Here is a 24,609-nt window from a genome sequence, read left to right as displayed (position 1 = left end):
ATATTTTAAACAGTTCACCCACATTATACCATTTTATTCTCGTGCTTGCTAAATTTTTAGTAGAGAATATAAAAAAAGACTGGCAAGAGCTAGTCTTTTTACGCTATCTGCTATAGGTGTCGATTCCACATAATTACTGCATCTTCCCCGTTATCTTCATAATAATGACGTCTAATGCCTTCATTTTCAAAGCCATACTTTTGATATAAGTTTATAGCAGCAAAATTTGAACTTCTAACCTCTAAGGTTATTGCTGTAACTTTTTGTTTCCTGCAAATTTTAAATAATGCTTCCACGATGATGTCGCCGGCGCCATGACCACGGGCCTCAGGGTGAACTGCAACATTAGTAACATGGGCTTCATCTATAATTACCCACATTCCTCCATAACCTACTATAGAATTGCCCTTTTTTAATACAACATATTTAGCAAATTTATTATTTAGTTCACTTTGGAGTGATTCGTAGCTCCATGAAATAGGAAAACTTAATTCGCTAATATTGAGTATTGATTTAATGGATGATGCGTCCATTGGGTAAATTTTAAAATCGCTATTCATTTTTTATTTGCCTCATCTTTTCTTCGTACTCCCTCTCAGCTTGGGGTTGCCTAAGGTAGATAGGCACTGACGCATATATATCATCGAATGTTCCATTAGATAAAAGCTTGAGCCCTAATTCTCCTAGGGATGAAGCCTTAGCTAAGTTTAAATGCGCTGGCGCAAAACTGACATTAGGTAAATTTGCTATAAGTTTTTCTTTGAATTTGAAAGCTCCATCTCCTACAAAGGAAATATTGCAATTTTTCTCTTTAAGCATATTTATTAATTCATCTAAGGAAACGTTAATATAGTCACTGATGCGAGTGAGCTCATAATTATTAAAAGTATATAAGGCTGTATAAACATTATCTCTTAAAGCATCTAGCAAAGGACAAATAATCCCATCTGTATATGCTAAGTTATAGGCTAAAGAATCTAAGGTAGATACAGTTACAAAAGGCTTTTTCGAGCCTTGGCTTAATCCTTTAATGGTGGACATCCCTATTCTAAGGCCTGTAAAGGAGCCAGGTCCCTTTGATGCTACAAAGGCATCAATATCGCTAATATTTATTCCTATATTTTTTAATAATTCGTCAATTATAGGCATAAGTATTTGAGAATGTTGTTTTTTATAATTAAAAGTTATTTCACCAAGAACTTTGTTATCGCCAAGGATAGCACAAGTTGCTGATTGTGTAGCGGAATCCAGACTTAAAATCTTCATAGTTTTATCTCCTTTATATAATCATATCTTTTATCAGAATATCGGATGTTGATCTTTCTGAAATCATCTCCCAATCTAGGAAGTTTTTCTATGGTAATGGATAAATTATTGGGTGGAATCAGCTCTTCAATATAATTAGCCCATTCAATAACACTAACGCCATCACTAAATATATATTCATCAAAGCCTATAGCTGCTATTTCGTCAGGGTCATTTACCCTGTAGACATCAAAATGATATAATTTTAATCGACCTGTATATTCATTTACAATTGTAAATGTAGGGCTTGTAATATGATCTTTTATATCTAAGCCTTTTGCAATTCCTTTTGTTAAATGAGTTTTGCCAGTACCTAAGTCACCAATTAAGCAGATTATGTCCCCTGAATTTACACGTGAGCCTATTAGCTCTCCTATTTTATAAGTTTCGTCAACTGTAGTTACTATGTATTCCATAAGTTTCACCTCACTAAATATTTTATCCTAAAACATAAAAAAAGAAAAGGCCTCAGGGTTTTTTAATAGATTGAAATATAAAAAAATCTTGCATTTATTTATAACACGTGATATAATTCAGATGTATTTTAGGGGTATGGCTCAATTGGTAGAGTAGTGGTCTCCAAAACCATTGGTTGTAGGTTCGAGTCCTACTACCCCTGCCATCTTTACATTTTTGCATTTTAAAAGTTAATAAAGGGGTATGGCTCAATTGGTAGAGTAGTGGTCTCCAAAACCATTGGTTGTAGGTTCGAGTCCTACTACCCCTGCCAAATAAAACCTGTGAAATTATTTTCACGGGTTTTTACGTTTACTTATTTAAATATGCATTATAATATTTCAGCTCCGCAGGAGATGATTTAACATTAAGCATTTGAAAAAAACAGGAGGGTATGTAATGCAACTATATGACATAGTAGTAATTGGGGGAGGTCCAGCAGGCCTTGCAGCTGCTATTTCAGCTAAAGAACACTATAAATGTAGAATTTTGATTTTAGAAAGAGAAAATCAATTGGGCGGAACAATAAATCAGTGTATTCATAATGGATTTGGCAAGAATATTTTTAGTGAAGAATTGACAGGACCGGAGTTTGTACAGAAATTTATAGATAAAGTTAATAAATTAGATATTTCATATAAATTAAATACTACTGTTTTAGATTTAAGTAATACTAAAGAAATTAATGCAGTGAATGCGTGTGATGGAATTTTTAAAATTGGAGCGAAAGCTATAATAATTGCGACCGGGTGCAGAGAAAGGCCAAGGGGATTTTTGAATCTGCCAGGTAGTAGATGTGCAGGTATATACACTGTAGGATGTGCACAGAAATTTATAAATATAGAAGGATATATGCCAGGAAAAGAAATAGTTATATCGGGTACAGGAGATATTGCATTAACAGTAGCAAGTAGGTTAGCAATTGAAGGAGCTAATGTTAAAGCTGTAGTTGAAAGTAAAGATTTTATTGAGGCAACTGATAAAAAACTCATCAATTCCCTGAATGATTTTAATATACCTTTAAAAACAAAACATAAGGTTGCGGATATTAAAGGTAAAATCAGGATTGAAGGGATCACTTTAGTAAAGCTGGATAAAAATAATGAAGTTATTAAAGGTAGTGAGGAATATATTCCTTGTGATGCGTTACTTTTATCTGTAGACTTACATCCAGATAATGAATTAGCAAAACAAGCAAAAATGCTAATTAATTCATCAACAGGAAAAATTGAATTAAATGAAAGTTCACAAACTAATATAGCGGGTGTCTTTGCCTGCGGAAGTGTAGCTATTGGTTATGATTCTTCTGAAAATGTGGTAAAGCAAAGTTATAATATAGGTATTAGCACTTCGCAATACATAAAGAATTCTAATATTTAGTACGTAAATTTTTATGATTTGACAATATAAGTAAATTTAAGAAACTGTTAGATTATTTAAACGGTTTTTTTTATTTGTGCAAATGTAATCATGGAAAATGATAACCTAAAAACTAAAAAAATAGTATTGACATATTTTAATGTTAAGAATATAATAAAGAAAAGCAATTCATACTAAAATACTAGGAAATACTTAGAAAAAGGAAAGTAGTACAAGAAGAATTTACAGAGAGAGAGTCTAAAGCTGAGAGGATTCTTATGGTCGACTTATATGAAGTGCCCTTTGGAGTTATGCACCGAAATAGTCACACGAATGTGACTTTGGTAGGCTGCATCGGGATTCACCCGTTATAGTGATAGAGCATAGCGCTGTGCTTGAAAAAGTGGCTTTATAATCAATTTAGTGATTATAACTTAGAGTGGACCACGAAGTAAAACTTCGTCTCTAAATTTAGAGGGAGTTTTTTTTGTACCCAAAAACTTTTGGAATAATAGAAGGATAATTATATATGTGTTGATTTTTATTTTAGAAAATATTAATAATATAGAAATATGGATAGCTTTTGAAGGCAAATTGCTTATTTTAAAATTGGAGGGATATTATTATGATGTATAACAATGTTTTAGATATGATAGGAGCAACACCGGTTCTAAAATTAAATAAAGTAGTCAAGGGTGATATGGCCGATATTTTTGTGAAACTAGAAAAATACAATCCAGCTGGAAGTATTAAAGATAGAGCGGCCCTCGGGATGATAGAAAAAGCTGAAAAATTAGGACTATTAAAAGAAGGATTCACTATAGTTGAACCAACTAGCGGAAATATGGGAATAGCTTTGGCTATGATTGGAAGAATTAAAGGGTATGAAGTAATTATTGTAATGCCAGATAGCATGAGTGTTGAAAGACGAAACTTAATCAAGGCATATGGAGCACAACTTGTGCTTACAGATGGGATAAAAGGGATGAAGGGCGCTATAAATAAGGCTAAGGAAATAGCTGAGGGAAATTCTAAATTTTTTATACCACAGCAATTTATTAATTCAGCAAATCCAGAAAAACATTATGCTACTACTGCAGAAGAAATAATTAGTGATGTAGAAGACATAGACATTTTTGTAGCTGGAGTAGGAACTGGAGGAACAATTACTGGGATAGGAAGAAGATTAAAAGAAGTTAAACTTGGGATTAAAGTAGTTGCTGTTGAACCAGAAAATTCTCCTGTATTATCAGGGGGGGAACCTGGACCTCATAAAATACAAGGAATAGGGGCAGGTTTTGTGCCGGATATTTATGATAGTAATGTGGTTGATGAAATAATAAAAATATCTGATGAAGAGGCTTTTGAAATAGCAAAACTAATGGCTAAAGAGGAAGGTATATTAGTAGGGATTTCAGCAGGGGCTAATATCGCAGCAGCTATAAAAATTGCGAGTAAAGTAGGCAAGGGTAGAAAGATTGTTACTGTTGCACCTGATGGAGGAGAAAAGTATATTTCAATGGGGATTTATGAATAAATTCTTAATAAGGTTAAAACATTTTCTTTTACTCTATAGATAAATAAGGCACATGCAATATACTAACATACTGACTTTTTATTTATTGAAATGTGCTTAGTATGAGGGTTTGAAAATATCTAAATTTATATTTAAAAGTATGGATTTGGATATTTACAAACTGTAATTCTATAGGAGGTAATTATCATATGTTTAAAATGTTTAAATTGCTAAGATATGAAATTAATAATGTATTAGAAAAGGATCCAGCAGCTAAGAATTGGGTTGAAGTAATATTATTATATCCATCTATTCATGCTATAATAATATTTAGAATAGCTCATTTATTATATAAGCATAAAATCTATTTTATATCTAGAGCTATATCTCAACTAGCTAGGTTTTTTACTGGAATAGAAATTCATCCAGGGGCTAAAATAGGAAAAGGATTATTTATAGATCATGGAACGGGAGTAGTAATTGGAGAGACTACAGAAATTGGGGACAATGTAACCTTGTATCAAGGAGTTACATTAGGTGGAACAGGTAAGGATACAGGAAAAAGGCATCCTACTTTAGGCAGTGATGTAGTGGTAGGCGCCGGTGCAAAGATTTTGGGCCCGATTAAAATAGGAACGGGTAGTAAGATTGGTGCCAATGCTGTAGTTTTAAAAGATGTATTAGATAAGGCAACTGCTGTAGGGATTCCAGCTAGAGTAATTATTGTGAAAACTTCGACTATAATAGAGATTAATGGTTATGCAGGGAATACTAAAAGAATATATAACGATATGGTAATATAAAAGGGACTGACGATATGAATATTAAGGAAGAAATAATAAAGTTTTGTAAAGAAAATGGATTAGGTGTAATAGGATTTAGCGAATGTAGGATTTTCTATGAGCTAAGTCCTTATTTTGAGGAAAGAAAAAAACTAGGACTAGAAAATGAGTTTGAGGAGCAGAATGTTGACAAGAGAATAAATCCATTTATATATATGCCCAGTGGAAAAACTATAATTTCTATCGCATTTCCATATCTATATGATATAGATTTTAATCAGAGGACACATTTTTCAAAATATACGATGGGCAGAGATTATCATGTAGTTACAACTGAATATATGGAGAGGATTTGCAAATTCATTGAGGGTATGGGCGCAAAAGCTATGTGCTTTGTGGATAGCAATGCGCTTCCGGAAAGATATATTGCGTGCAGTAGTGGAGTGGGATTCATAGGAAAAAACAATGCTTTGATAACGGAAAAGTATGGCTCATATGTTTTTTTAGGAGAAATAATAACGGATTTAGTAATAGAGCCAAACAAGCCACTTAAGCAAAAATGTGGTGATTGTGATATGTGTTTAGCAGCATGTCCTACGAATGCTATAGTCAAAGGAACGGCAGGAATAAATAATGATGCAAATATATGTCTATCCTACATAACACAGAAAAAAGATATAGAGGATTCTTGGTTTGAAAAATTAAATGGTAGACTATTTGGTTGTGATACTTGTCAGAGAGTATGTCCCTTTAATAAAGCAATTGAATTTAGTGCTATTAAAGAATTTAAACCTTATGAACATATGAAGAGAATCGACGTGCAATCATTAATCAATATTGATAATCGGTTATTTAAAGATAAGTACAAAATAACTTCTTGTGGATGGAGAGGTAAAAATATACTTAAAAGGAATGCAATGATTAATGAGATTATTACTGAAAAATGTAAAATTATAACTATAGAGAAGGATACATCGCCTTATATAAGAGATTATTATTATAGACTTTTAAAGCTTTTAAAATTATAATAATGGTATAGTTATTTATTATGAAAGGTGGAATTGTGATGGTTTCTAAAGCGGTGTTAAGAATAATAGACATTTTGCCAGATAAAGTTGTATCCTTTATAGCAAATAAATTAATTGATTCATATATTAATAAATACGCAAACATTAAAACTTACGGAATGGAGAAAATTAATGATATAAAATCTCCTATAATTTTTATATGCAATCATTTAAGCAATGCGGATGGTATAGTTATGAATAAGTTATTAAAGGACCACAATGTAACTTTTGTTGCCGGCGTAAAGCTAACAGATAATAAGCTTACAAAACTAGGTTTTCATGTTGCTAAGACTATACAGTTAAAACCCAATTCAGCAGATAAGGAAGCTATATCTAAAATTGTTAGTACGCTAAAACAAGGTAATAACATTATGATTTTTCCAGAGGGTACTAGAAGTAGAGATGGAAAAATGATAGAGGGCAAGAAGGGGCTTATATTAATGGCTAAATTATCAAAGGCAACAATCGTTCCCATGGGTATTTGGGGAACCGAGAAGTTACTACCAATTAATGATAATGACATGGCATCAGAAAGATTTAATTATGCAGATGTAAATATTAATATTGGTGGGCCTGTTACACTTCCAAGTAAAAACCAAGATGAAGATAAAAATGAGTATTACGATAGGGTTATGCATGAAATAATGTCAAGTATAGCTGTGATGCTACCAGAGCAGTATAGAGGAGTATATTCCAATTGTAAATGAAAGAAAAATTTCATTAGTATAAAAAAAATGAAAAAACCTTTATATATAGATTTTATTTGATCTGAAAAACATATAAAAAGTATTTTTTACACTAAGCTGTAAAAATTTTTATAATTTAACGGCATTTTACTATTAAATGATATATAATAGAGTTGTAATTAAATACAAAATTCTTATATTTTTATAAGAATTTACAAAATAAAAAATTGGAGGTATGTTACCATGGGGAGTAAAGTACTAGGAAAATTTTTAAAAGAAAATTTAGATGATTTAAAAAGTAAAGGTTTATATAATGTGATAAATACACTAAAGAGTGCAAATGGACCTGTTATTACAATTGGAGATAAAAAGTTAATCAATTTATCTTCAAATAATTATTTAGGTCTTGCTACTAATCCTAGAATGATTGAAGCTACTATTGAAGCAACTAAAAAATATGGTGCAGGAGCAGGTGCTGTTAGAACAATAAATGGTACTTTAGAAATTCATATCGAATTAGAGCAAAAACTTGCTAAATTTAAACATACAGAAGCAGCTATTGCTTTTCAGTCAGGGTTTAATTGTAATATGGGCGCAATTTCAGCAGTAATGAATAAAAAAGATGCAATTCTTTCAGATTCATTGAATCATGCATCAATAATAGATGGATGTAGATTATCTGGTGCGAAAATCATAAGAGTGGAACACTCTGATATGGTGGATTTAAGAAATAAGGCAAAAGAAGCAGTAGAATCAGGTTTGTATGAAAAAATAATGATTATTACTGATGGTGTATTCTCTATGGACGGCGATATTGCTAAGCTTCCGGAAATTGTCAAGATAGCAGAAGAGTTTGACTTAATAACATATGTTGATGATGCTCACGGCTCAGGAGTCCTTGGAAAAGGTACAGGCACTGTACATCACTTTGGTTTGTCAGATAAAATAGATTTCCAAATTGGAACTTTATCAAAGGCTATTGGAGTTGTAGGTGGATACGTAGCCGGTTCGCAGGATTTGATTGATTGGCTCATGGTTCGGGCTAGACCATTCCTATTCTCTACATCACTAACTCCAGGAGCAGCAGGGGCTGCTATTGAAGCTATTAATATTCTTACGGAAAGTACGCAGTTACATGATAAACTTTGGGAAAATGCAAATTACTTAAAGAAGGGTTTAAAAGAACTTGGCTTTAATATTGGAAATAGTGAAACTCCGATTACTCCATGTATAATAGGAGACGAAGTTAAAACTCAAGAATTTAGTAAGAAGCTATTTGACCAAGGAGTTTACGCAAAATCAATAGTATTCCCAACTGTTCGAAAAGGGACTGGAAGAGTAAGAAATATGCCTACGGCAGCTCATACAAAACAAATGTTAGATGAAGCGTTAGCTATTTATGAAAAAGTTGGTAGAGAAATGAATGTAATAAAATAAAAAATATATCTAATTTAGGTATAACACATAGTTACTAGGTGTTATACCTAAATTAATATTAAATGTTAAGAATATTTATTTAATATGGAGGGTGTAAAATGAAAAAAATATTAGTAACAGGAGCATTAGGACAAATAGGTTCAGAACTCGTAATGAAAATGAGAGAAATTTATGGCAGTGATAATGTAATAGCTACAGATTTAAGGAAATCTGAGGATAGTCAAGTAGTTACTTCAGGACCTTTTGAAATACTGGATGTAACTGATCATAGAGCTATGCTTGAACTTTGTAAAAAATATGAAATAGATTCATTAATTCATTTAGCAGCTTTATTATCAGCAACAGCTGAAGCAAAACCACTACTAGCCTGGAATATCAATATGGGTGGACTTGTAAATGCTTTAGAAGTTGCTAGAGAACTTAAGTGTAAGTTCTTTACACCTAGCTCTATAGGAGCATTTGGACCATCTACACCTAAAGATAATACTCCCCAAGATACAATTCAAAGACCAACAACTATGTATGGTGTAAATAAAGTTTCGGGAGAATTATTATGTGATTATTACTATAAGAAATTTGGAGTTGATACAAGGGGCGTACGTTTTCCGGGTTTAATTTCTTATGAAGTTCTTCCAGGTGGAGGGACAACTGACTATGCTGTTGATATATATTATGAAGCATTAAGGTCAGGTAAATACACTTCATTCATTGGCAGCGGAACAAAAATGGATATGATGTATATGCCAGATGCAATAAATGCAATAATTAAGTTAATGGAAGCTGATGCATCAAAATTAATACACAGAAATGCATTTAATATTGCAGCTATGAGTTTTGAACCAGAAGAAATAGCTAATGAAATTAAAAAACATATTCCAGGATTTAAAATGGATTATAATGTAGATCCAGTAAGACAAGGAATAGCTAATTCATGGCCAAATTCAATGGATTCAACCTGTGCTAAAGATGAGTGGGGATTTATTGCTGAATATAATTTGCCAAAAATGACTACTGATATGCTTGAAAAATTAAGAACTAAAGGAATTGGCGCTGAGTAATGTAGAGTAGGGGAGTTATATGAATAAAAAAACAATAAAAGCGGTACTTGAAATTTTTAACGAAACGTATGCGGGGGCAAAGTGTGGGTTAGATTTTACAACGCATTATGAGCTCTTAGTATCAACCATACTATCAGCACAGTGCACAGATGATCGAGTAAATATAGTTACAAAGCAGTTGTATAAGAAGTATAATACACCAGAATCCATGATTGCCTTATCAGACTCAGAACTAGGCGAAAAAATTAAAAGCTGTGGATTTTATAATAATAAGAGTAAAAATATTTTGGGAGCTACAAAGCTTATATTAGAAAGACATAATGGCGAAGTGCCAAGCACAATGGAAGAATTAATAGAACTTCCAGGAGTTGGAAGAAAAACTGCTAATGTGGTTTTGGCGAATGCATTTGGTATTCCAGCGATTGCTGTAGATACCCACGTTTTTAGAGTTTCAAACAGAATAGGGCTTGCCTCAGGAAAGAACGTTCACGAGGTAGAGCAGAAGCTTATGAAAAATATCCCTAAAAAAATGTGGAGTGATGCTCATCATTATATTATATGGCATGGAAGAAAAATATGTAAAGCTAGGAAACCCAATTGTGAGGTGTGTCCAATAGCGCCTTATTGTGAATTTCTAAATGGAAAAGGAAAATAGGTAGCAAATTTTAGCTAGCTGAAAATTGAAAAATAAAAGCCCTTTATATTTTGAAAATATTAAAGAGCTTTTATTTTTTGAATATGCTTAATGGAATTATATTTTTAAAAATTCTAACTATAGCAAACTTAGTTAATGTACATTATGTACTTAAACATAAGTATAAAATGACAAAGACTTCCGAACATAATGAAAATATGAAATATCTCGTGAAATCCAAAAAGTTTTAGGTTTATTTTGGGACGTTTAGTAGCGTATATAACAGCACCTACAGTATAAAAGAGCCCACCAGCTAGTAGCCACATAAAACCACCTAAGGATACAGCTTTTATAATAGGGACAATAGCAATGACAGAAATCCAACCCATTAAAATATAAAATCCAGTGTATAACAATCTAGGGGCATCAAACCAAACTATCTTCAAAACAATTCCTATAAGAGCTAAAATCCAAATACCGAAGAAAAGCAGAGTTCCAATGGTGCCTTTTAAAGCAATTAAGCAAATAGGAGTATATGTTCCTGCAATTAGAACATATATCATAGAATGATCTACTCTTCTAAGTATTTTTATAACCCTTTGTGAAGATAAAGACTGGTGATAAGTTGAACTTGCACAGTAAAGGAGCATTGAACTTACTCCAAATACTGTAAGTATAATAGTGTTATATATATTCGAAATGATTAAGGAATATTTAATTAGAAGTATTAAACCTATTAGGGATAAAAAAGCGCCAGCTAAATGTGTAAGACTGCTTACAGGTTCTCTAAATTTTGATAACAAATCACTCACTCCTTTAAAATTAAAATTTATTATTTAAATCTAATGATTCTGAAAAATAAGGATAAAATATTTATAATATTTACTAGTTAAATATATGTTATCCAGTTATAATAAGTCTATACATAGTTTTTAAAACTAGATTGGATATATATTAATACTACATCATAAAGTGATAAAAATCAATAGTAATAATATTATATTTATAGTTAATATTGCAACATCTAAGATGATCATTTAATTATTACAAACTACAAAGTATGGATTAGAAATGATACGGGTACCATCAAACAAAAGTCATAAGTATAGAGTGCTTATAATTGTAGGTTATTCATAGTGGATTATGAGTAAGCTATACTATATAATGAAGGTGAGGTGGAATAAATGGATTATAACAAGGAAAGTCTAAATGAATTAGTTGAAGAGATTACAGGAACAAAAGATATTAAATTAATGGAAATACCATGCGTGGATTTATACATGGATCAGGTTACAACTTTTTTTAACGAAAAGCTTGGAAGCCTTAGAAGAAATGAAGAAGATAAAATTCTTACAAAAACTATGATTAATAACTATACTAAAGGTAAAGTTTTGATGCCAGCAAAAAATAAAAAATATACAAATGAACATATGATTCTGCTGACACTTATCTATAATTTGAAGCAGACTATATCAATTAATGATATTAATACAATGTTTGATCCTATTATTGATATAAAAGCTCCTCAAAGTATGAGTATTCCATTAAAAGATTTATATAATAACTTTTTAGCAATTAAAGAAGTTCAAAATCAAGAGTTTGCAGGAGATATTGATAAAGATACCGATTTTATAAAAGAGAAAATTAAAGAAATGGGAAAAAAGGATGGGGAGTTAATAGAATTAATACTAATGATATTGCTACTTATTAATAAAGCTAATATGCAAAAGAGAATGGCAGAAAAATTAATTGATAACTTTTTGAAGAAAGAATAATAAATTTTGTACATATTTCATTTATGTAGTTCTGATATAAAACTTTTCTAATGTAAAATAAACTATTAACACTTATTTTATTTAAATATGCTTATAAAAAGTGTTTAAAATTTGAGGTGATTGTAATATAATGGTATATAACCAGTGAATTAGTTTATGAAGATTAAGGAGATGAGCATATGTCAAAAGTTGTAGAAAAATTTTTAAAATATGTAAGTTACGATACAAAATCTGATGAGGAATCAACTACTGTTCCAAGTACAACTGGGCAAATGAAACTTGCGACAGAATTAGTTAAGGAATTAAAGGCAATGGGGCTAAAACAGGCAAGTGTGGATGATAATGGATATGTAATGGCGACTGTTCCCGCAAATGTACAAAAAAACATACCAACTATAGGATTTATAGCACATATGGATACTGCACCAGATATATCAGGAAAAAATGTTAATCCTAAATTTATTGAAAACTATGATGGAGATGACATAATATTAAATAAAGAAAATAATATAGTACTGTCTCCAAAGGATTTTCCAGAATTAAAGAACTACGTAGGGAAAACACTTATAACCACCGATGGAAACACCTTACTAGGAGCTGATGATAAAGCAGGGATTTCAGAAATAATGTCTGCTGTAGAATACTTAATAGAAAATCCCCATATTCCACATGGTACTATTCGCATTGGATTTACACCGGACGAAGAGGTAGGTCGCGGTGCAGATATTTTTGATGTGAAAAAATTTGATGCAGATTTCGCATATACTATGGATGGAGGAACTATCGGAGAACTAGAATATGAAAATTTTAACGCCGCAGGAGCAAAAATTTGTATTCATGGAAGAAATGTTCATCCAGGTTCAGCGAAAGGAAAGATGATTCACTCTACACTTATAGCAAACGAATTTGTAAATTCAATGCCACAAAATGAGACACCATCAAATACAGAAGGTTATGAAGGATTCTATCATTTGATTAGTTTTAATGGTGAAGTTGAAGAAACAAAACTTCAATATATTATAAGAGATTTTAATAGTGAAAGATTTGAAAATAGGAAGGTATTTATCAAAGATGTAGCATATAAACTAAATGAAAAATATGGTAATGGAACAATTGAAATAGATATTAAGGACCAATATTATAATATGAAAGAAAAAATAGAGCCAGTTAAACATATTGTAGATACAGCATTCTTGGCTATGAAAGAAGTGGGAATAAATCCTATAATGCAGCCGATTAGAGGCGGTACGGATGGCGCAAGGCTTTCCTTTATGGGGCTTCCAACGCCCAATATGTTCACAGGTGGCCATAATTTTCATGGTAAATATGAATTCATTCCAACATTTTCTATGGAAAAAGCTGTTGAAGTAATACTTAAAATAGTTGAGTTATATGCTGGTAAATAATGCTGTGAATCATCCGAAATAATGAAAATAAATAACGATTTACAATAAAGAAAACAACCATTATATTTTTATATAATGGTTTCTTTATTATTAAATCATCTCCTGCGGAGCTGCACAGCTTCGAGAAGATGCATTAACGACTTCAGAAGGAAATTTATGCTACCACTTATAGAAGTGGTAGATTTCCCTTCTGAAATATCGTTAAACAATAATATTAATTAAAAGTTTGTTAACAAATTTGTCACCAAATTGTAACATAAAGGTCTTAGAATGTAATTAAAGATAAAACATAAGCCAAAATAAAAAAAAGTATATATAAATCAAATTTATTATAATGTTTGAGGGAATAACAGTTAATGACTAATATCTATACACAGGGATAAATGAGGAGGGAAATAATATGAGCGACGGTACAAATAATAATGAAATGAACGAAACTATAATCCATAGTGAAGGGCTTAACGAAAACCTTACGGTAAATGTAGTTAATGATGGGTATAACGAAAAAGAAAGTGAAAACATTAATCCTAAGTTAGAAAATAACAATTATACGGAAGTAAACAATAAAAAGATGAAAAAAAATAAAGGTGGGATGAGTAAGAGAATATTATCTTACATAATAGTAGGGGTAATATGTTCTACACTTGGAGGTGTAGGTTCTGCTGTTGTAACAATGAGTATGATGAAGGATACAAGCACTCCTGTTACGCCTAAAGAAACTAATACAACGGCTTCTAGCAATTCAAGTGCAAAGCTTATTTCTGCTAATAGTACAGAAAATTTAACTACACCTGAAATTGTAAAAAAGGTAGGACCCGCTGTAGTTGCAATTTCTACAAATACTTCTAGTGTAAGTAGAGATGTTGGTAGGCAAGCTCAACAGCAAGAAGGTGTGGGAACTGGGATAATATTTAGTAAAGATGGATATATTTTGACTAATTACCATGTCGTAAGCGGGGCTCAGAACATTAAAGTTATGCTTAGTGATGGAAAGGAAGTTTCTGCAAAAGTAATCAACTATGATGCTACAGCTGATGTAGCTGTAATTAAATTGGCTGACAATACTAAGGTTCCAGGTGTGGCTGAATTTGGAGATTCAGATACGCTTCAAGTAGGAGAATCAGTTGTGGCAATAGGTAATCCTTTAGGGAAAGAATTACTGGGATCTGTTACTACAGGTGTTATTAGTGCAGTTAATAGGCAAATAAGTATTGAAAATAAAGATTTGAAGTTTATTCAAACGGATGCAGCAATTAATCCAGGTAATAGTGGTGGCCCGCTTGTGAATTCTAAGGGTCAAGTTATAGGAATAAATACTGCTAAAATAGGTCAAGAAGGGGTAGAAGGATTGGGTTTTTCAATACCAATTAATACAATAAACCCTAAAATTGAAAGTTTGCTTAAACCGATTCTCAACATAGGAATTTCTTGCAGAGACATCACTGAAGATATTTCAAAGGAATATGATATTCCAGTGGGAGTATACATTGCACAAATTAAAGAGTTTAGTGCGGCAGAAAAATCTGGAATGCTAGCAGAAGATACAATTACAAAGTTCGATGGTAAAAAGATTAAAACTGTGGAAGAAATAAATAAGATTAAAGGTACACATAAAGCAGGTGATGTAATTAAAATAGAATTGGTTAGAAAAGGAAATACAATAAAAGTAAATTTAACACTTTCTGAATAAATTCAATGTATATGGTAAATAAAAGAAACATGGAATCGTATGATTCCTTGTTTCTTTTATTTATTAACGAATTTTTAAATTTAAAACACATAAAAAATATCTTTTGTGGGAAAATAGCAGTGAAGGAGTGATGATAATGGAAATGAACACCAGAGATACTATTATGAAAAAATTATTAGACGCACAAGAAAATACTAGAGATTATCAATCATTTGCAAAGGAAGTATCGGAAGAAGCAGTAAGTAATACATTTAGGGAATTTGCAGAACAATCTGCAATGCAAGCTCAAAAATTACAAGAATTGTTAAACATGCATGATGGTAAGTAGCAATATTAGCTATCTAAATTAAGTTACCCATAACTCATATTATATTAAGCACTAAAAGTGATAATTAACAAGGGTAAAGCCACTTGGCTCAGTGAGCATCAAGTGGCTTTAAATTCTAAGGTTTATAAGTTTACCCGTTGTTCTTTAATAAGCCCTTTTCTATATGCTGTAAGAAGTGACTCTAAATCTTTAATTTGATCCTGAATATCGAGGCCTACATCCGTATCTATTACACGTATACGATTTGTAGATTTTTCTAGAACTATAGTAGAAGAAAGAATATCCTTACCTTCATCGATAGCCTTTTGCGTAGATTCAAAAGGTGCATGGGATGCTAAAAGCAATCCATAGGAATTATAAATAAGGGTATAACCAGCAATGCCTGTTTCTGGTTGGTAAGCCTTAGAAAAACCACCATCGATAACTAAAAGTTTACCATTAGCTTTTATAGGACTCTCCCCTTGTATAGTTTTTACAGGAACATGACCATTTATAATATGTGAATCATGTGGGGGTAATTCAAATTCAGTTAATATATTATTGCATATTGTTTCATCATCCCTATATTTATAGTATGGATTTTTGACTTCTGTATGAGCGCTTTTGTCATTTATAAAATATCGCTCAAAGGTAGTCATTTTATCCTTCCCAAATAAAGGGGAATTACAACCACACCACAAATACCATATGGTGTCCAAAGCATAAAGCTTGGATTCTGAATTTGCTTTGCCAAAATAGGCTTCTCTTGCTACTCGTTCAGTTCTATCTATATAGGATTTCCCACTATAAGTGATATTATCTATTTTCATTTTCTTAAAACTACCATCATCATTCAGTGCAACGCATCCATGATAAAGCAAATTGGAGTTATATCTTAAGTACATACTACCTTTAGAATATAAGAAATGTATATGCTTTTGGAGCTTTTCACTATTTGAGAAAGAAGATTTAAGTTTGTCAATAAGTTCCCTTTCCTCTTCAGTTAATTTATAAGGGTCACTTGGATCTATAGTTGGAAAATTAGTATCGTTTAGCGTATATTCTTTTCCCGCAATTTCAATGATACCCTTTTCATAGTCTATCTCATCAAGAAGTAGCCTGTCCTGCATTTCATAATTAGGACGCCTTTTTATTATCGCGCCTTCAAGCTTAAATTGAATTATAGAAATGGCTTTATGCATTTGAGACATTAGTTTAAGGTCTTTTTCTCCATAATTATCTTCAGAAAGAACTTTAGGTTTAAAGGATTTACATGGGTCATCCTTATAAAAATGTAGAGCGAAGGTTGCCAGGGGCAATAAGTTAATGCCATAACCTTCTTCGATAGTATCTAAATTTGCATACCTCGTTGAAATACGAAGAACAGTAGCAATACAACTTTCAGAGCCGGAGGCTGCTCCCATCCAAAGTATATCGTGGTTACCCCATTGTATATCGATAGAGTGGTAATGCATAAGGGTATCTAAGATTACATGAGCTCCAGGTCCTCTATCATAAATATCACCTAAAATATGAAGCCTATCTACAGTAAGCCTTTGAATTAGGTTTGAAATAGCAATTATAAATTCTTTAGCTCTCCCAATTTTAATTATGGTTTGAATAATTCCATTGTAATACTCCTGTTTATTAAAAGTGCTTTGTTGTTCGTGAAGTAATTCTTCAATAATGTACGAAAAATCTACAGGCAGTGCTTTCCTGACTTTAGATCTAGTATATTTTGAGGAGATGGTTCTACAAATTTTAATAAGTTTATGAAGAGTGATTTTGTACCAATCGTCTATATCATCCTCTTCTTTAAGCGCTAGGTCTAACTTTTGTTCAGGGTAATATATAAGGGTTGCTAGTTCTTTTTTTTCACTATCTCTCAGTGAATTACCAAAAATATCATTAATCTTTCTTTTGATTACGCCAGAGGCATTCCTAAGAACATGGTTGAAGGATTCATATTCGCCATGAATATCTGTAAGAAAATGCTCAGTTCCTTTAGGTAGGTTTAAGATAGCTTGTAGATTTATTATTTCGGTACAAGCATCTGGAATTGTGGGATACTTGCTAGCCAACAACTTAACATATCTCAAATCTTCCTCTATAGTATCAATTGGTGTCTCACTAGAAAATATCATTTTTGACTCTCCTTTATAATAGAAATAATTCTATTGTGTAGCCCATTTAATATAAAGGCTACAGTTAATAGTATAATACATTATTATAGATTATTGTAATATTAAAGCAAAATATTTTTTTATTTTAAATATAGATTAATTTACAAAAATATGCTTTTGAAGGGGGCTTGTATTTGAAACAGGTAGAGTTTAAACAATAAAAAGTGCACTGACTTATGCCAATGTACTTTTTAGTATAGGTAAGATATCTCTTACTATTTTATAAAATTTGATTTTTTAATGAGACTTTAGGAGTTTTCAGTAATAAATTAGCCCTATCAATAGCTTCTTCAACATTACTGCAGAAATTTTCTTTTCCTAGAATATCTATAAATCCATATTTTTCAAGAGCATTAGTAGGCTGTCCTTGAAGAGTTAATATTATTAACTGAGTGTGATGTTTTGTGCAAAGGGAGTAAAGCATTTTTAAAGCGTGGTATCCCGTAGCATCTATAGCAGGTACATTGGACATTTTTACAATTAAAATTTTAGTGGGAATACCTATTTCTCTAATAGCATGTACAAATTTATCTGCTGCACCGAAAAAGAAAGGTCCATTAATTTCATATAGAGATACATTTTCTGGAGTTTTTATACTATCTATAAGCTCTATTTGGTCTTCGTCTTTATGTTCATCAATAATAAATCGTACATCTGTAACATCTGCCATTCTTCTCATAAATAGTAACGATGCAAGAAGTAAGCCTACTCCTATAGCGATTACTAAATCGAAGAAGAGTGTTAAAGAAAAAGTAACTAAGAGAACTAAGGCATCACTTTTAGGAGCTTTAAATATTTGTTTAAAGGATTCCCATTCTCCCATATTGTATGACACTATAATTAATATTGCGGCCAAAGACGACATAGGTATAAGTTTTACAAATGGCATAAACAATAAAAGTATTACGAGTAGTGCCAAAGCATGAACAATACCCGCAACAGGAGTTCTGCCACCATTTTTTACATTAGCTGCAGTTCGTGCTATTGCACCAGTTACAGGAATACCACCCACAAGACCAGAACAAATATTAGCAAACCCTTGAGCTACAAGTTCCATATTAGATCGGTGTGAACCACCAATCATACCATCAGCGACTACTGCAGATAGTAAGGATTCTATTCCGCCTAAAATTGCAATTGTTAGAGCTGGAAGCATGAGTTCCTTTATCATACTAAAAGAAGTATGAGGAAGAGAAATACTAGGCAATGAACTTGAAATTTCGCCAAAACGACTTCCAATAGTTTCTATATTCAAATTGAATACAAGGGTTAATATAGTGGCTATCACTATTGAGATAAGCGTACCTGGAATTTTTTTATTTACTTTAGGCCAAAATATAATTATTAAAAGTGAAAGAATACCAATAATCATACTTTGCATGTTTAAAGTGTTTAAGCTATTAAAGTAAGCAATCCATTTAGGAATAAAGTCTGCAGGCACGGTTTGCATGGTTAGCCCAAAGAAGTCTTTAATCTGAGTGGAGAAAATAATAATAGCGATACCGCTTGTAAATCCAGTGGTAATAGGGTAGGGAATAAACTTTAACATACCGCCAAATTTAAGAAGCCCCATTATTATAATAAAAATGCCTGCGAGGATTGTAGATACAATTAGACCGTCAATGCCATATTTTTCAACAATACCAAATACAATAACTACAAAAGCACCAGTAGGACCACCAATTTGAACTCTGCTTCCTCCCAGCAAAGAGACTACAAATCCACCGACAATTGCTGTGTAAATCCCTTTTTCGGGAGAGACACCAGAAGCTATGGCAAGAGCTATAGATAAGGGGAGAGCAATAATAGCAACAATGATTCCAGCAACAAAATCTTTGATAAACTGCTCTTTAGAATAATTTTTTAAACAGGTAAATAGTTTTGGGACGAACATAATTTTCACTCCTCTATTTTAACGACATTTCAGAAGGGAAGTCTCCCACTTCTATAAGTGGGAGTTACATACCCTAACAAATAAAAAACTTCAGTGGGAGTATAAATCTCCTTTTGAAGTCGTTAATACATCTTCTACGAAGATGTTGCAGCTCCGCAGGAGATGATCTAATTAGTATTCGAATATTAAAAATAACTATAAAAGAGTATTGTTTTAATTAGCATTCGAATATTAAAAATAGATATATAGAAGTATTACTTTACTCCAAATATAATTATTTTTAATATTATTATACTTAATATTACTTTACTCCAAATATATTAGTTTTTGATATTAAAATTTTATAAATAATGAAAGCGTATTTAAGTATACGTGATAATAAATACTATATAACATGTTTATTATATCATATTTTACACAAAAAACAATAAAAAGCATATATTTTGTTATAAGAGAGAATATATGATTTTTATTGATTTGGTATAACATTTTTGATACAATATTGAATGTTAGATAGGCGTGTGAAAATAATAATTCCTATTAATGCTAAACTAACATATAAGGGGACATTTTATGGAACAAAATGAATATTTGTTAAATATACATTCGTTATATAATCTAGCAAGATATGCTTTTTTAAAAATTGAATCTAATTACGCAAGGATGGTAGAAACTTCAGGTATAACTTTGCCACAACTTAGAATTCTTTGGATTATCAAAGTGTTTCCGGGAATTTCACTAAGTAGCGTCGCAAGGATTGGATGCTGGACTTCACCTACTGTTAGTAATATGATTAAAATTTTGATGAGCAAAAAGTTGATATTCAAAGAAGAAGCTAATAATAAAAAGGCATATAAATTTCAATTAACAGAAATGGGTAATTGCTTTATTAATATAAATAAACAGGATAAGAAAAAAAAGATCTATCTTTTTGACTTAATAGGCTTATTTTCACATAAAGAATTAGATTTTATTATAGAAATTTTTACTGGAATTATAATAAAAGAAAAGAAAGAGTTTATTTTTGATTATATTGAGAAGATTAATGAAATGAATTTAAAGATTGATTTAACAGATTTTGATGCAAATGCAGTTAGTATTATAAAAAAGACTATTAGAGTATATAACCTTTTAAGAACATTCATCTTAACTATTAAAAGCAATCATAGCGAACCACTTAAGGAATTTAATGTAACTTATGCTCAGCTTAGAGCATTGTGGATAATTGCTGCATTCCCAGGTATTACATCAAGTGAATTAAGTGAAATTAGCTTTTGGTCACCTTCTACAGTTCATGTAATAGTAAAGAATTTAAATAGTAAGCATTTTATTCATAAAGAAAAAGCTCTAATAAAAAATGCCTATTACTTAGATATATCTCAGCAAGGTGAAATGTTAATAATAGAAGATTATAACAAGAATCAAAAAACTTTACTAATCTTTGAAGAATTGAAAGAGATTAGTCCGCAGGATATTGTAAAGTTAAATTCTCTTTTAGTGAGAATGAATGATAGATTAGGTAATTACAAAACAGAAGAATACATAAAAAAAACCTTTGCTTTTATCGAAAGTAGTGCATTGGGAGAGTGAAAATTTAGGGTCTGTTTAAGAATGCTGTTGATAATTTAGTAAAATAAAGGAAGCTATAATGGGGTCCTTTATTTTATATTCTAATTAAATTTTATAATTATTTAAAATTTAATAAAAGTTAATTAGCTAAAGGATAAATTTAAATAATATATTTTTGAAATAATACATAATTTCAAAGAATAAATAGCAAAGTAGTATAGTACGCTTAATAAATTCATAAATTATTATATAAGGATAAATTTGCTTTAATAATTATATCTATTATAATTAGATACATAAATAGTTAATAACTATTAGATATTCTATAAAACAAAAAGGTGGTATAGAAATGAATAAAACGTTAAGAACAATTGCAATTGTCGCAGCAATATTTCTAGTAATAACAATGCCTATTATTGGAGGTTACAATAAAATTGTAAGTTTAGAACAAAAGGTAAAAGTGACAGAAGGAAACATAGATACACAATTGCAAAGAAGATCTGATTTAATTCCTAATTTGGTAGAAACGGTGAAAGGTTATGCTTCTCAGGAAAAAGATATATTTATAAAAATAGCAGATGCCAGGGCTAAACTTGCAGGAGCAAAAACGGTGCCAGACAAAGCACAAGCGGATAGCGAACTTGGAAGTGCAGTTTCAAGGCTTTTAGTAGTTGTAGAAAACTATCCGGATTTAAAATCTAGTCAGAATTTTAGGGATTTAACGGTAGCTCTAGAAGGTACAGAAAATAGAATAGGAACAGCAAGGCAAGATTATAACACAAATGTTTCTAATTACAACAGCACAATTAAAAAATTTCCTACCAACGTTATTGCAGGGATTTTTAGATTTGATGAAAAGGCATATTATAAGGCTAGTGAATCAGCTAAGGTAGTACCAAAAGTTGACTTTACTAAGTAGGAGATAGAATATGAAGACTTATCTAATGAAATTAATTAGGAACATTCATAATTTTTCACCAAACATGATTACGAAAGCAAAAATGAACACAAAAATTATTTTTGCAGTTATGATAAGCGTATTTTTACTGAGTCAAGTAACAGTTATGAATATAGTGAATGCAGAGACCGAATATCCTAAAGCTACAGAATTAAAGTATGTTAATGATTACGCTGGAGTAATAGATAGTAAATCTGCAGAATATATTTTGTCAGTAGGTAAGGAATTAGAAGCTAAAACAGGTGCACAGGCTGCTGTTGTGGTTATAGATTCGCTGCAGGGAGAGCCTATAGAATCTTATACTACTGGCATTTTCAGAAGTTTTGGTATTGGACAAAAGGATAAAAATAATGGGCTATTAATTCTATTATCAATGAAGGAAAAAAAGTGGAGAGTAGAGGTAGGTACAGGTCTAGAAGGGGCTGTTACGGATATATACTCCTCAAGAGTTATGAATGATTTTGCAGTGCCAAAATTTAAGCAAAATCAATATGGAGAGGGTCTTAGGGCAGCATATTCAGTTTTGTCAGATAATATAGCTAAAGAATACAATGTAAAACTAGATAAGAACGTTAATGTTCCACAATATGTTGAAAGTTCAAACGTCTCTAAAAAGGGAAGTGGAATTCTAGTAATAGGATTTATTGTATTAGTTTTTCTTGACTTTGTTCTTAACAGAGGAAGAATAACTAGATTTATTATTACATTGCTATTTTGGAGTTCAATCGGTAGACGTGGTGGCGGAAATGGTGGTGGCTTCGGAGGTTCCGGAGGTGGTTCTGGAGGCTTTGGAGGCGGTTCATCAAGTGGCGGAGGATCTTCTGGAGGTTGGTAATAAAATAATTTGGTGGAATTAAATATTAAAAAGCAGAAAAACAATGTGTTTTCTGCTTTTTAATATTTAGAAATAATCACTATGAAAGCTTTTGAGTGGTATTGGTATCGAAGGGATAATTATCAGGTTCTCAAGTGTTATTCGCAACCTCTGCATCCATAAAGCAGCATAAGCAAACGAATTCCCATGCTTTAAGTTTACCTTTTCTTTTCACAAAACCTGTTACTCTTGCTATTTCTTCAATAATCTCCTCTTTTGAAAAACATCTTTTAATTTCAGCTGCAAAATGTTTCATATCTTTATCCAATTTTAAGTTTTATTCTATTTATAAATCGCTTATAAATCAATAGCAAAGTTTATTTAAGTTCTGGCCAATATTCTTTATTTGCTATAATTAACGCATCAAGTACTTTACGTGCTTTTTCAGCAGATACTACTGTTCTATTCAAAGTTAGAGCTTGTAAAGCTTTTTGATATGAACCTTCCATATATGCATCAACAGTTAGCTTTTCATAAGCTAATTGTCCCTCCATTAATCCTTTATAGAAAGTAGATATATTTCCTACAGCGAGTGGTCTTGGTCCATTAGCTGTCATTACAGCTGCTACTTCTACCATTGCATCATCTTGAATATTTGAAATCGCACCGTTATTTTCAGTTATTACTATATATATACGTTGCTTATTATAAGCAATAGACTGGGCAACTTCTATCATGAATTCACTATGTGCATCATTGTGTACAAGTACAGAACCCCTTGAAGTACCCACTTGTGTAACTCGTATACATTCTTCAAATACTTTTCTTTCTCTACCATCCATTACTTCATTAGCACGAGTATAATTTGGATCTGAATGTGCTACTTTTTCGCTTGGATATAAATAATATTGTAAGTAGGTATTTGGAAGATACTCTGGGAAGTCTTTAAGCATCTTTGAAACATTCTCATAAGTTGCAAGCCAAGATTTGTCGCGTTGCTCTGCATCAACAGGCTTAAACCCATTTTCACATATTAATTCTCTTAACTTCGGAGCTAAGTCTGTTCCATCTTTATCAAATAAATGTGTAAACCATCCAAAATGATTTAATCCAAAGTAAACTGGTTCAAACTCACTAGAATCCATTCCTAAAATTTTACCGTAAGATCTTAATAAATTTACAGGTTGATCACATATGTTCAATATTTTTTTATCATCCGGGAATACTCTTCTAACTGCCTCTGCCACTATAGCTGCTGGATTTGTATAGTTTAAAATCCATGCATCTTTTGAGTATTTACGAATATCATTAATAGTTTTTATCATATCACCTATAGAACGTAATCCATAAGCAAATCCACCTGCACCACAAGTTTCTTGTCCTACAAGCCCCATACTTAATGGTATTTTTTCATCTTTTTCACGCATTTTAAATCCGCCAGTTCTCATCTGCATAAACACAAAATCCACGTCTTTATAAGCCTCTTCTACATCTGTTGTATAATAAAATTCTAATTCTGGATAGCTTTCTGAAAATAACACCTTTGCAAATTCACCAATAATTGATTGTCTTTGCGCATCAATGTCAAACAGGACTAACCTATTCATTGGGAATGTTTCTTTCATTTTACATAGGCTTTGTAATAGTCCTGGAGTCCATGTACTTCCTCCTCCAACAAGCGTTACGTTAAACTTTTTCAATTGAATCACTCCT

At 31.5% G+C, this 24,609-nt stretch carries 23 protein-coding genes and 2 tRNA genes; 17 read left to right on the top strand and 8 right to left on the bottom strand.

From position 1 onward, the window contains the following. Positions 1–110: 110 nt before the first annotated feature. The 3 genes from rimI to tsaE are packed head-to-tail and all read right to left on the bottom strand — an operon-like array spanning position 111 to position 1,721. The gene (gene rimI, locus ACWJJ7_RS10150) at positions 111–560 is read right to left on the bottom strand and encodes a ribosomal protein S18-alanine N-acetyltransferase (protein WP_462962032.1); all 450 of its coding nucleotides are present in this window, start codon (positions 558–560) and stop codon (positions 111–113) included. Further along, positions 553–1,266, bottom strand: a complete 714-nt coding sequence (gene tsaB / locus ACWJJ7_RS10145) for a tRNA (adenosine(37)-N6)-threonylcarbamoyltransferase complex dimerization subunit type 1 TsaB (RefSeq protein WP_462962031.1) — start codon at positions 1,264–1,266, stop codon at positions 553–555. The genes rimI and tsaB overlap by 8 nt, the downstream gene beginning before the upstream one ends. After that, positions 1,263–1,721, bottom strand: a complete 459-nt coding sequence (gene tsaE, locus ACWJJ7_RS10140; RefSeq protein ID WP_462962030.1) for a tRNA (adenosine(37)-N6)-threonylcarbamoyltransferase complex ATPase subunit type 1 TsaE — start codon at positions 1,719–1,721, stop codon at positions 1,263–1,265. Before tsaE ends, tsaB begins: the two co-directional genes overlap by 4 nt. Before the next feature lie 130 nt (positions 1,722–1,851). Between tsaE and ACWJJ7_RS10135 the strand changes: the two genes are divergently transcribed. The 10 genes from ACWJJ7_RS10135 (at position 1,852) to nth (ending at position 10,321) form a co-directional block, all read left to right on the top strand. Beyond that, positions 1,852–1,927 (top strand) — tRNA-Trp (locus tag ACWJJ7_RS10135). Between the two features lie 32 nt (positions 1,928–1,959). Further along, positions 1,960–2,035, top strand: a tRNA-Trp gene (locus tag ACWJJ7_RS10130). A 125-nt stretch (positions 2,036–2,160) separates the two neighbouring features. Then, complete coding sequence (locus ACWJJ7_RS10125; protein ID WP_462962029.1) at positions 2,161–3,141, top strand: NAD(P)/FAD-dependent oxidoreductase; 981 nt, start codon at positions 2,161–2,163, stop codon at positions 3,139–3,141. A gap of 604 nt (positions 3,142–3,745) precedes the next feature. Further along, positions 3,746–4,657 (top strand): cysteine synthase A, encoded by a 912-nt coding sequence (cysK, locus tag ACWJJ7_RS10120; RefSeq protein ID WP_462962028.1) that lies wholly within the window; start codon positions 3,746–3,748, stop codon positions 4,655–4,657. A gap of 188 nt (positions 4,658–4,845) precedes the next feature. Further along, complete coding sequence (gene epsC / locus ACWJJ7_RS10115) at positions 4,846–5,439, top strand: serine O-acetyltransferase EpsC (RefSeq protein WP_462962027.1); 594 nt, start codon at positions 4,846–4,848, stop codon at positions 5,437–5,439. 14 nt (positions 5,440–5,453) lie between these two features. Further along, the gene (queG, locus tag ACWJJ7_RS10110) at positions 5,454–6,446 is read left to right on the top strand and encodes a tRNA epoxyqueuosine(34) reductase QueG (RefSeq protein ID WP_462962026.1); all 993 of its coding nucleotides are present in this window, start codon (positions 5,454–5,456) and stop codon (positions 6,444–6,446) included. A 38-nt stretch (positions 6,447–6,484) separates the two neighbouring features. Next, a complete protein-coding gene (locus ACWJJ7_RS10105; protein WP_462964975.1) occupies positions 6,485–7,192 on the top strand; it encodes a lysophospholipid acyltransferase family protein in 708 nt (235 codons plus the stop codon). Between the two features lie 222 nt (positions 7,193–7,414). After that, positions 7,415–8,608, top strand: coding sequence for a glycine C-acetyltransferase (locus tag ACWJJ7_RS10100; protein ID WP_462962025.1), 1,194 nt, complete (start codon positions 7,415–7,417; stop codon positions 8,606–8,608). 98 nt (positions 8,609–8,706) lie between these two features. Then, on the top strand, positions 8,707–9,666 hold the full coding sequence (locus ACWJJ7_RS10095; RefSeq protein ID WP_462962024.1) for an L-threonine 3-dehydrogenase: 960 nt from the start codon (positions 8,707–8,709) through the stop codon (positions 9,664–9,666). 19 nt (positions 9,667–9,685) lie between these two features. Then, entirely contained in the window at positions 9,686–10,321 is a 636-nt protein-coding gene (gene nth / locus ACWJJ7_RS10090; RefSeq protein ID WP_462962023.1) for an endonuclease III, read from the top strand. 128 nt (positions 10,322–10,449) lie between these two features. Here the strand turns inward: nth and trhA are convergent, their stop codons facing one another. Continuing rightward, on the bottom strand, positions 10,450–11,103 hold the full coding sequence (gene trhA / locus ACWJJ7_RS10085) for a PAQR family membrane homeostasis protein TrhA (RefSeq protein ID WP_462962022.1): 654 nt from the start codon (positions 11,101–11,103) through the stop codon (positions 10,450–10,452). A gap of 381 nt (positions 11,104–11,484) precedes the next feature. Here trhA and ACWJJ7_RS10080 point away from each other — a divergent pair, with 381 nt between their 5' ends. From ACWJJ7_RS10080 to ACWJJ7_RS10065, 4 genes are all read left to right on the top strand, one after another. Continuing rightward, positions 11,485–12,075 (top strand): DUF1836 domain-containing protein, encoded by a 591-nt coding sequence (locus ACWJJ7_RS10080; RefSeq protein ID WP_462962021.1) that lies wholly within the window; start codon positions 11,485–11,487, stop codon positions 12,073–12,075. A gap of 179 nt (positions 12,076–12,254) precedes the next feature. Further along, the gene (gene pepT / locus ACWJJ7_RS10075) at positions 12,255–13,481 is read left to right on the top strand and encodes a peptidase T (protein ID WP_462962020.1); all 1,227 of its coding nucleotides are present in this window, start codon (positions 12,255–12,257) and stop codon (positions 13,479–13,481) included. A 400-nt stretch (positions 13,482–13,881) separates the two neighbouring features. Then, entirely contained in the window at positions 13,882–15,171 is a 1,290-nt protein-coding gene (locus ACWJJ7_RS10070) for a S1C family serine protease (RefSeq protein WP_462962019.1), read from the top strand. 136 nt (positions 15,172–15,307) lie between these two features. After that, positions 15,308–15,499 (top strand): hypothetical protein, encoded by a 192-nt coding sequence (locus ACWJJ7_RS10065; protein ID WP_462962018.1) that lies wholly within the window; start codon positions 15,308–15,310, stop codon positions 15,497–15,499. Positions 15,500–15,621: 122 nt separating this feature from the next. Here ACWJJ7_RS10065 and ACWJJ7_RS10060 read toward each other — a convergent pair whose 3' ends face one another. After that, positions 15,622–17,622, bottom strand: a complete 2,001-nt coding sequence (locus tag ACWJJ7_RS10060; protein WP_462962017.1) for a fructose-1,6-bisphosphatase — start codon at positions 17,620–17,622, stop codon at positions 15,622–15,624. A gap of 259 nt (positions 17,623–17,881) precedes the next feature. After that, on the bottom strand, positions 17,882–19,555 hold the full coding sequence (locus ACWJJ7_RS10055; RefSeq protein ID WP_462962016.1) for a SulP family inorganic anion transporter: 1,674 nt from the start codon (positions 19,553–19,555) through the stop codon (positions 17,882–17,884). Positions 19,556–20,128: 573 nt separating this feature from the next. On the opposite strand from ACWJJ7_RS10055, the gene ACWJJ7_RS10050 reads away from it, so the two are divergent. From ACWJJ7_RS10050 to ACWJJ7_RS10040, 3 genes are all read left to right on the top strand, one after another. Beyond that, on the top strand, positions 20,129–21,145 hold the full coding sequence (locus tag ACWJJ7_RS10050; RefSeq protein ID WP_462962015.1) for a MarR family transcriptional regulator: 1,017 nt from the start codon (positions 20,129–20,131) through the stop codon (positions 21,143–21,145). Positions 21,146–21,473: 328 nt separating this feature from the next. Further along, positions 21,474–22,043, top strand: coding sequence for a LemA family protein (locus ACWJJ7_RS10045; RefSeq protein ID WP_462962014.1), 570 nt, complete (start codon positions 21,474–21,476; stop codon positions 22,041–22,043). 10 nt (positions 22,044–22,053) lie between these two features. Beyond that, the gene (locus ACWJJ7_RS10040; protein WP_462962013.1) at positions 22,054–22,917 is read left to right on the top strand and encodes a TPM domain-containing protein; all 864 of its coding nucleotides are present in this window, start codon (positions 22,054–22,056) and stop codon (positions 22,915–22,917) included. Between the two features lie 130 nt (positions 22,918–23,047). Here the strand turns inward: ACWJJ7_RS10040 and ACWJJ7_RS10035 are convergent, their stop codons facing one another. Both ACWJJ7_RS10035 and ACWJJ7_RS10030 read right to left on the bottom strand, forming a co-directional pair. Then, complete coding sequence (locus ACWJJ7_RS10035) at positions 23,048–23,212, bottom strand: hypothetical protein (RefSeq protein WP_462962012.1); 165 nt, start codon at positions 23,210–23,212, stop codon at positions 23,048–23,050. Positions 23,213–23,273: 61 nt separating this feature from the next. Then, positions 23,274–24,596 carry a 6-phospho-alpha-glucosidase gene (locus tag ACWJJ7_RS10030; RefSeq protein ID WP_462962011.1) on the bottom strand — a complete coding sequence of 441 codons (1,323 nt, stop codon included), beginning with the start codon at positions 24,594–24,596 and terminating at the stop codon, positions 23,274–23,276. Positions 24,597–24,609 lie beyond the last annotated feature (13 nt).

Source organism: Clostridium sp. CM042 (genome assembly GCF_055080995.1).
The sequence above is the reverse complement of the archived record's forward strand: the minus strand, read 5'-3'. Positions and strand labels throughout refer to the sequence as shown.

Bases quoted from the DNA above. Each gene is read 5' to 3' on its own strand.
- rimI (WP_462962032.1), bottom strand. From the start codon at position 560: ATGAATAGCGATTTTAAAATTTACCCAATGGACGCATCATCCATTAAA.
- tsaB (WP_462962031.1), bottom strand. From the start codon at position 1,266: ATGAAGATTTTAAGTCTGGATTCCGCTACACAATCAGCAACTTGTGCT.
- tsaE (WP_462962030.1), bottom strand. From the start codon at position 1,721: ATGGAATACATAGTAACTACAGTTGACGAAACTTATAAAATAGGAGAG.
- ACWJJ7_RS10125 (WP_462962029.1), top strand. From the start codon at position 2,161: ATGCAACTATATGACATAGTAGTAATTGGGGGAGGTCCAGCAGGCCTT.
- cysK (WP_462962028.1), top strand. From the start codon at position 3,746: ATGATGTATAACAATGTTTTAGATATGATAGGAGCAACACCGGTTCTA.
- epsC (WP_462962027.1), top strand. From the start codon at position 4,846: ATGTTTAAAATGTTTAAATTGCTAAGATATGAAATTAATAATGTATTA.
- queG (WP_462962026.1), top strand. From the start codon at position 5,454: ATGAATATTAAGGAAGAAATAATAAAGTTTTGTAAAGAAAATGGATTA.
- ACWJJ7_RS10105 (WP_462964975.1), top strand. From the start codon at position 6,485: ATGGTTTCTAAAGCGGTGTTAAGAATAATAGACATTTTGCCAGATAAA.
- ACWJJ7_RS10100 (WP_462962025.1), top strand. From the start codon at position 7,415: ATGGGGAGTAAAGTACTAGGAAAATTTTTAAAAGAAAATTTAGATGAT.
- ACWJJ7_RS10095 (WP_462962024.1), top strand. From the start codon at position 8,707: ATGAAAAAAATATTAGTAACAGGAGCATTAGGACAAATAGGTTCAGAA.
- nth (WP_462962023.1), top strand. From the start codon at position 9,686: ATGAATAAAAAAACAATAAAAGCGGTACTTGAAATTTTTAACGAAACG.
- ACWJJ7_RS10080 (WP_462962021.1), top strand. From the start codon at position 11,485: ATGGATTATAACAAGGAAAGTCTAAATGAATTAGTTGAAGAGATTACA.
- pepT (WP_462962020.1), top strand. From the start codon at position 12,255: ATGTCAAAAGTTGTAGAAAAATTTTTAAAATATGTAAGTTACGATACA.
- ACWJJ7_RS10070 (WP_462962019.1), top strand. From the start codon at position 13,882: ATGAGCGACGGTACAAATAATAATGAAATGAACGAAACTATAATCCAT.
- ACWJJ7_RS10065 (WP_462962018.1), top strand. From the start codon at position 15,308: ATGGAAATGAACACCAGAGATACTATTATGAAAAAATTATTAGACGCA.
- ACWJJ7_RS10060 (WP_462962017.1), bottom strand. From the start codon at position 17,622: ATGATATTTTCTAGTGAGACACCAATTGATACTATAGAGGAAGATTTG.
- ACWJJ7_RS10055 (WP_462962016.1), bottom strand. From the start codon at position 19,555: ATGTTCGTCCCAAAACTATTTACCTGTTTAAAAAATTATTCTAAAGAG.
- ACWJJ7_RS10050 (WP_462962015.1), top strand. From the start codon at position 20,129: ATGGAACAAAATGAATATTTGTTAAATATACATTCGTTATATAATCTA.
- ACWJJ7_RS10045 (WP_462962014.1), top strand. From the start codon at position 21,474: ATGAATAAAACGTTAAGAACAATTGCAATTGTCGCAGCAATATTTCTA.
- ACWJJ7_RS10040 (WP_462962013.1), top strand. From the start codon at position 22,054: ATGAAGACTTATCTAATGAAATTAATTAGGAACATTCATAATTTTTCA.
- ACWJJ7_RS10035 (WP_462962012.1), bottom strand. From the start codon at position 23,212: ATGAAACATTTTGCAGCTGAAATTAAAAGATGTTTTTCAAAAGAGGAG.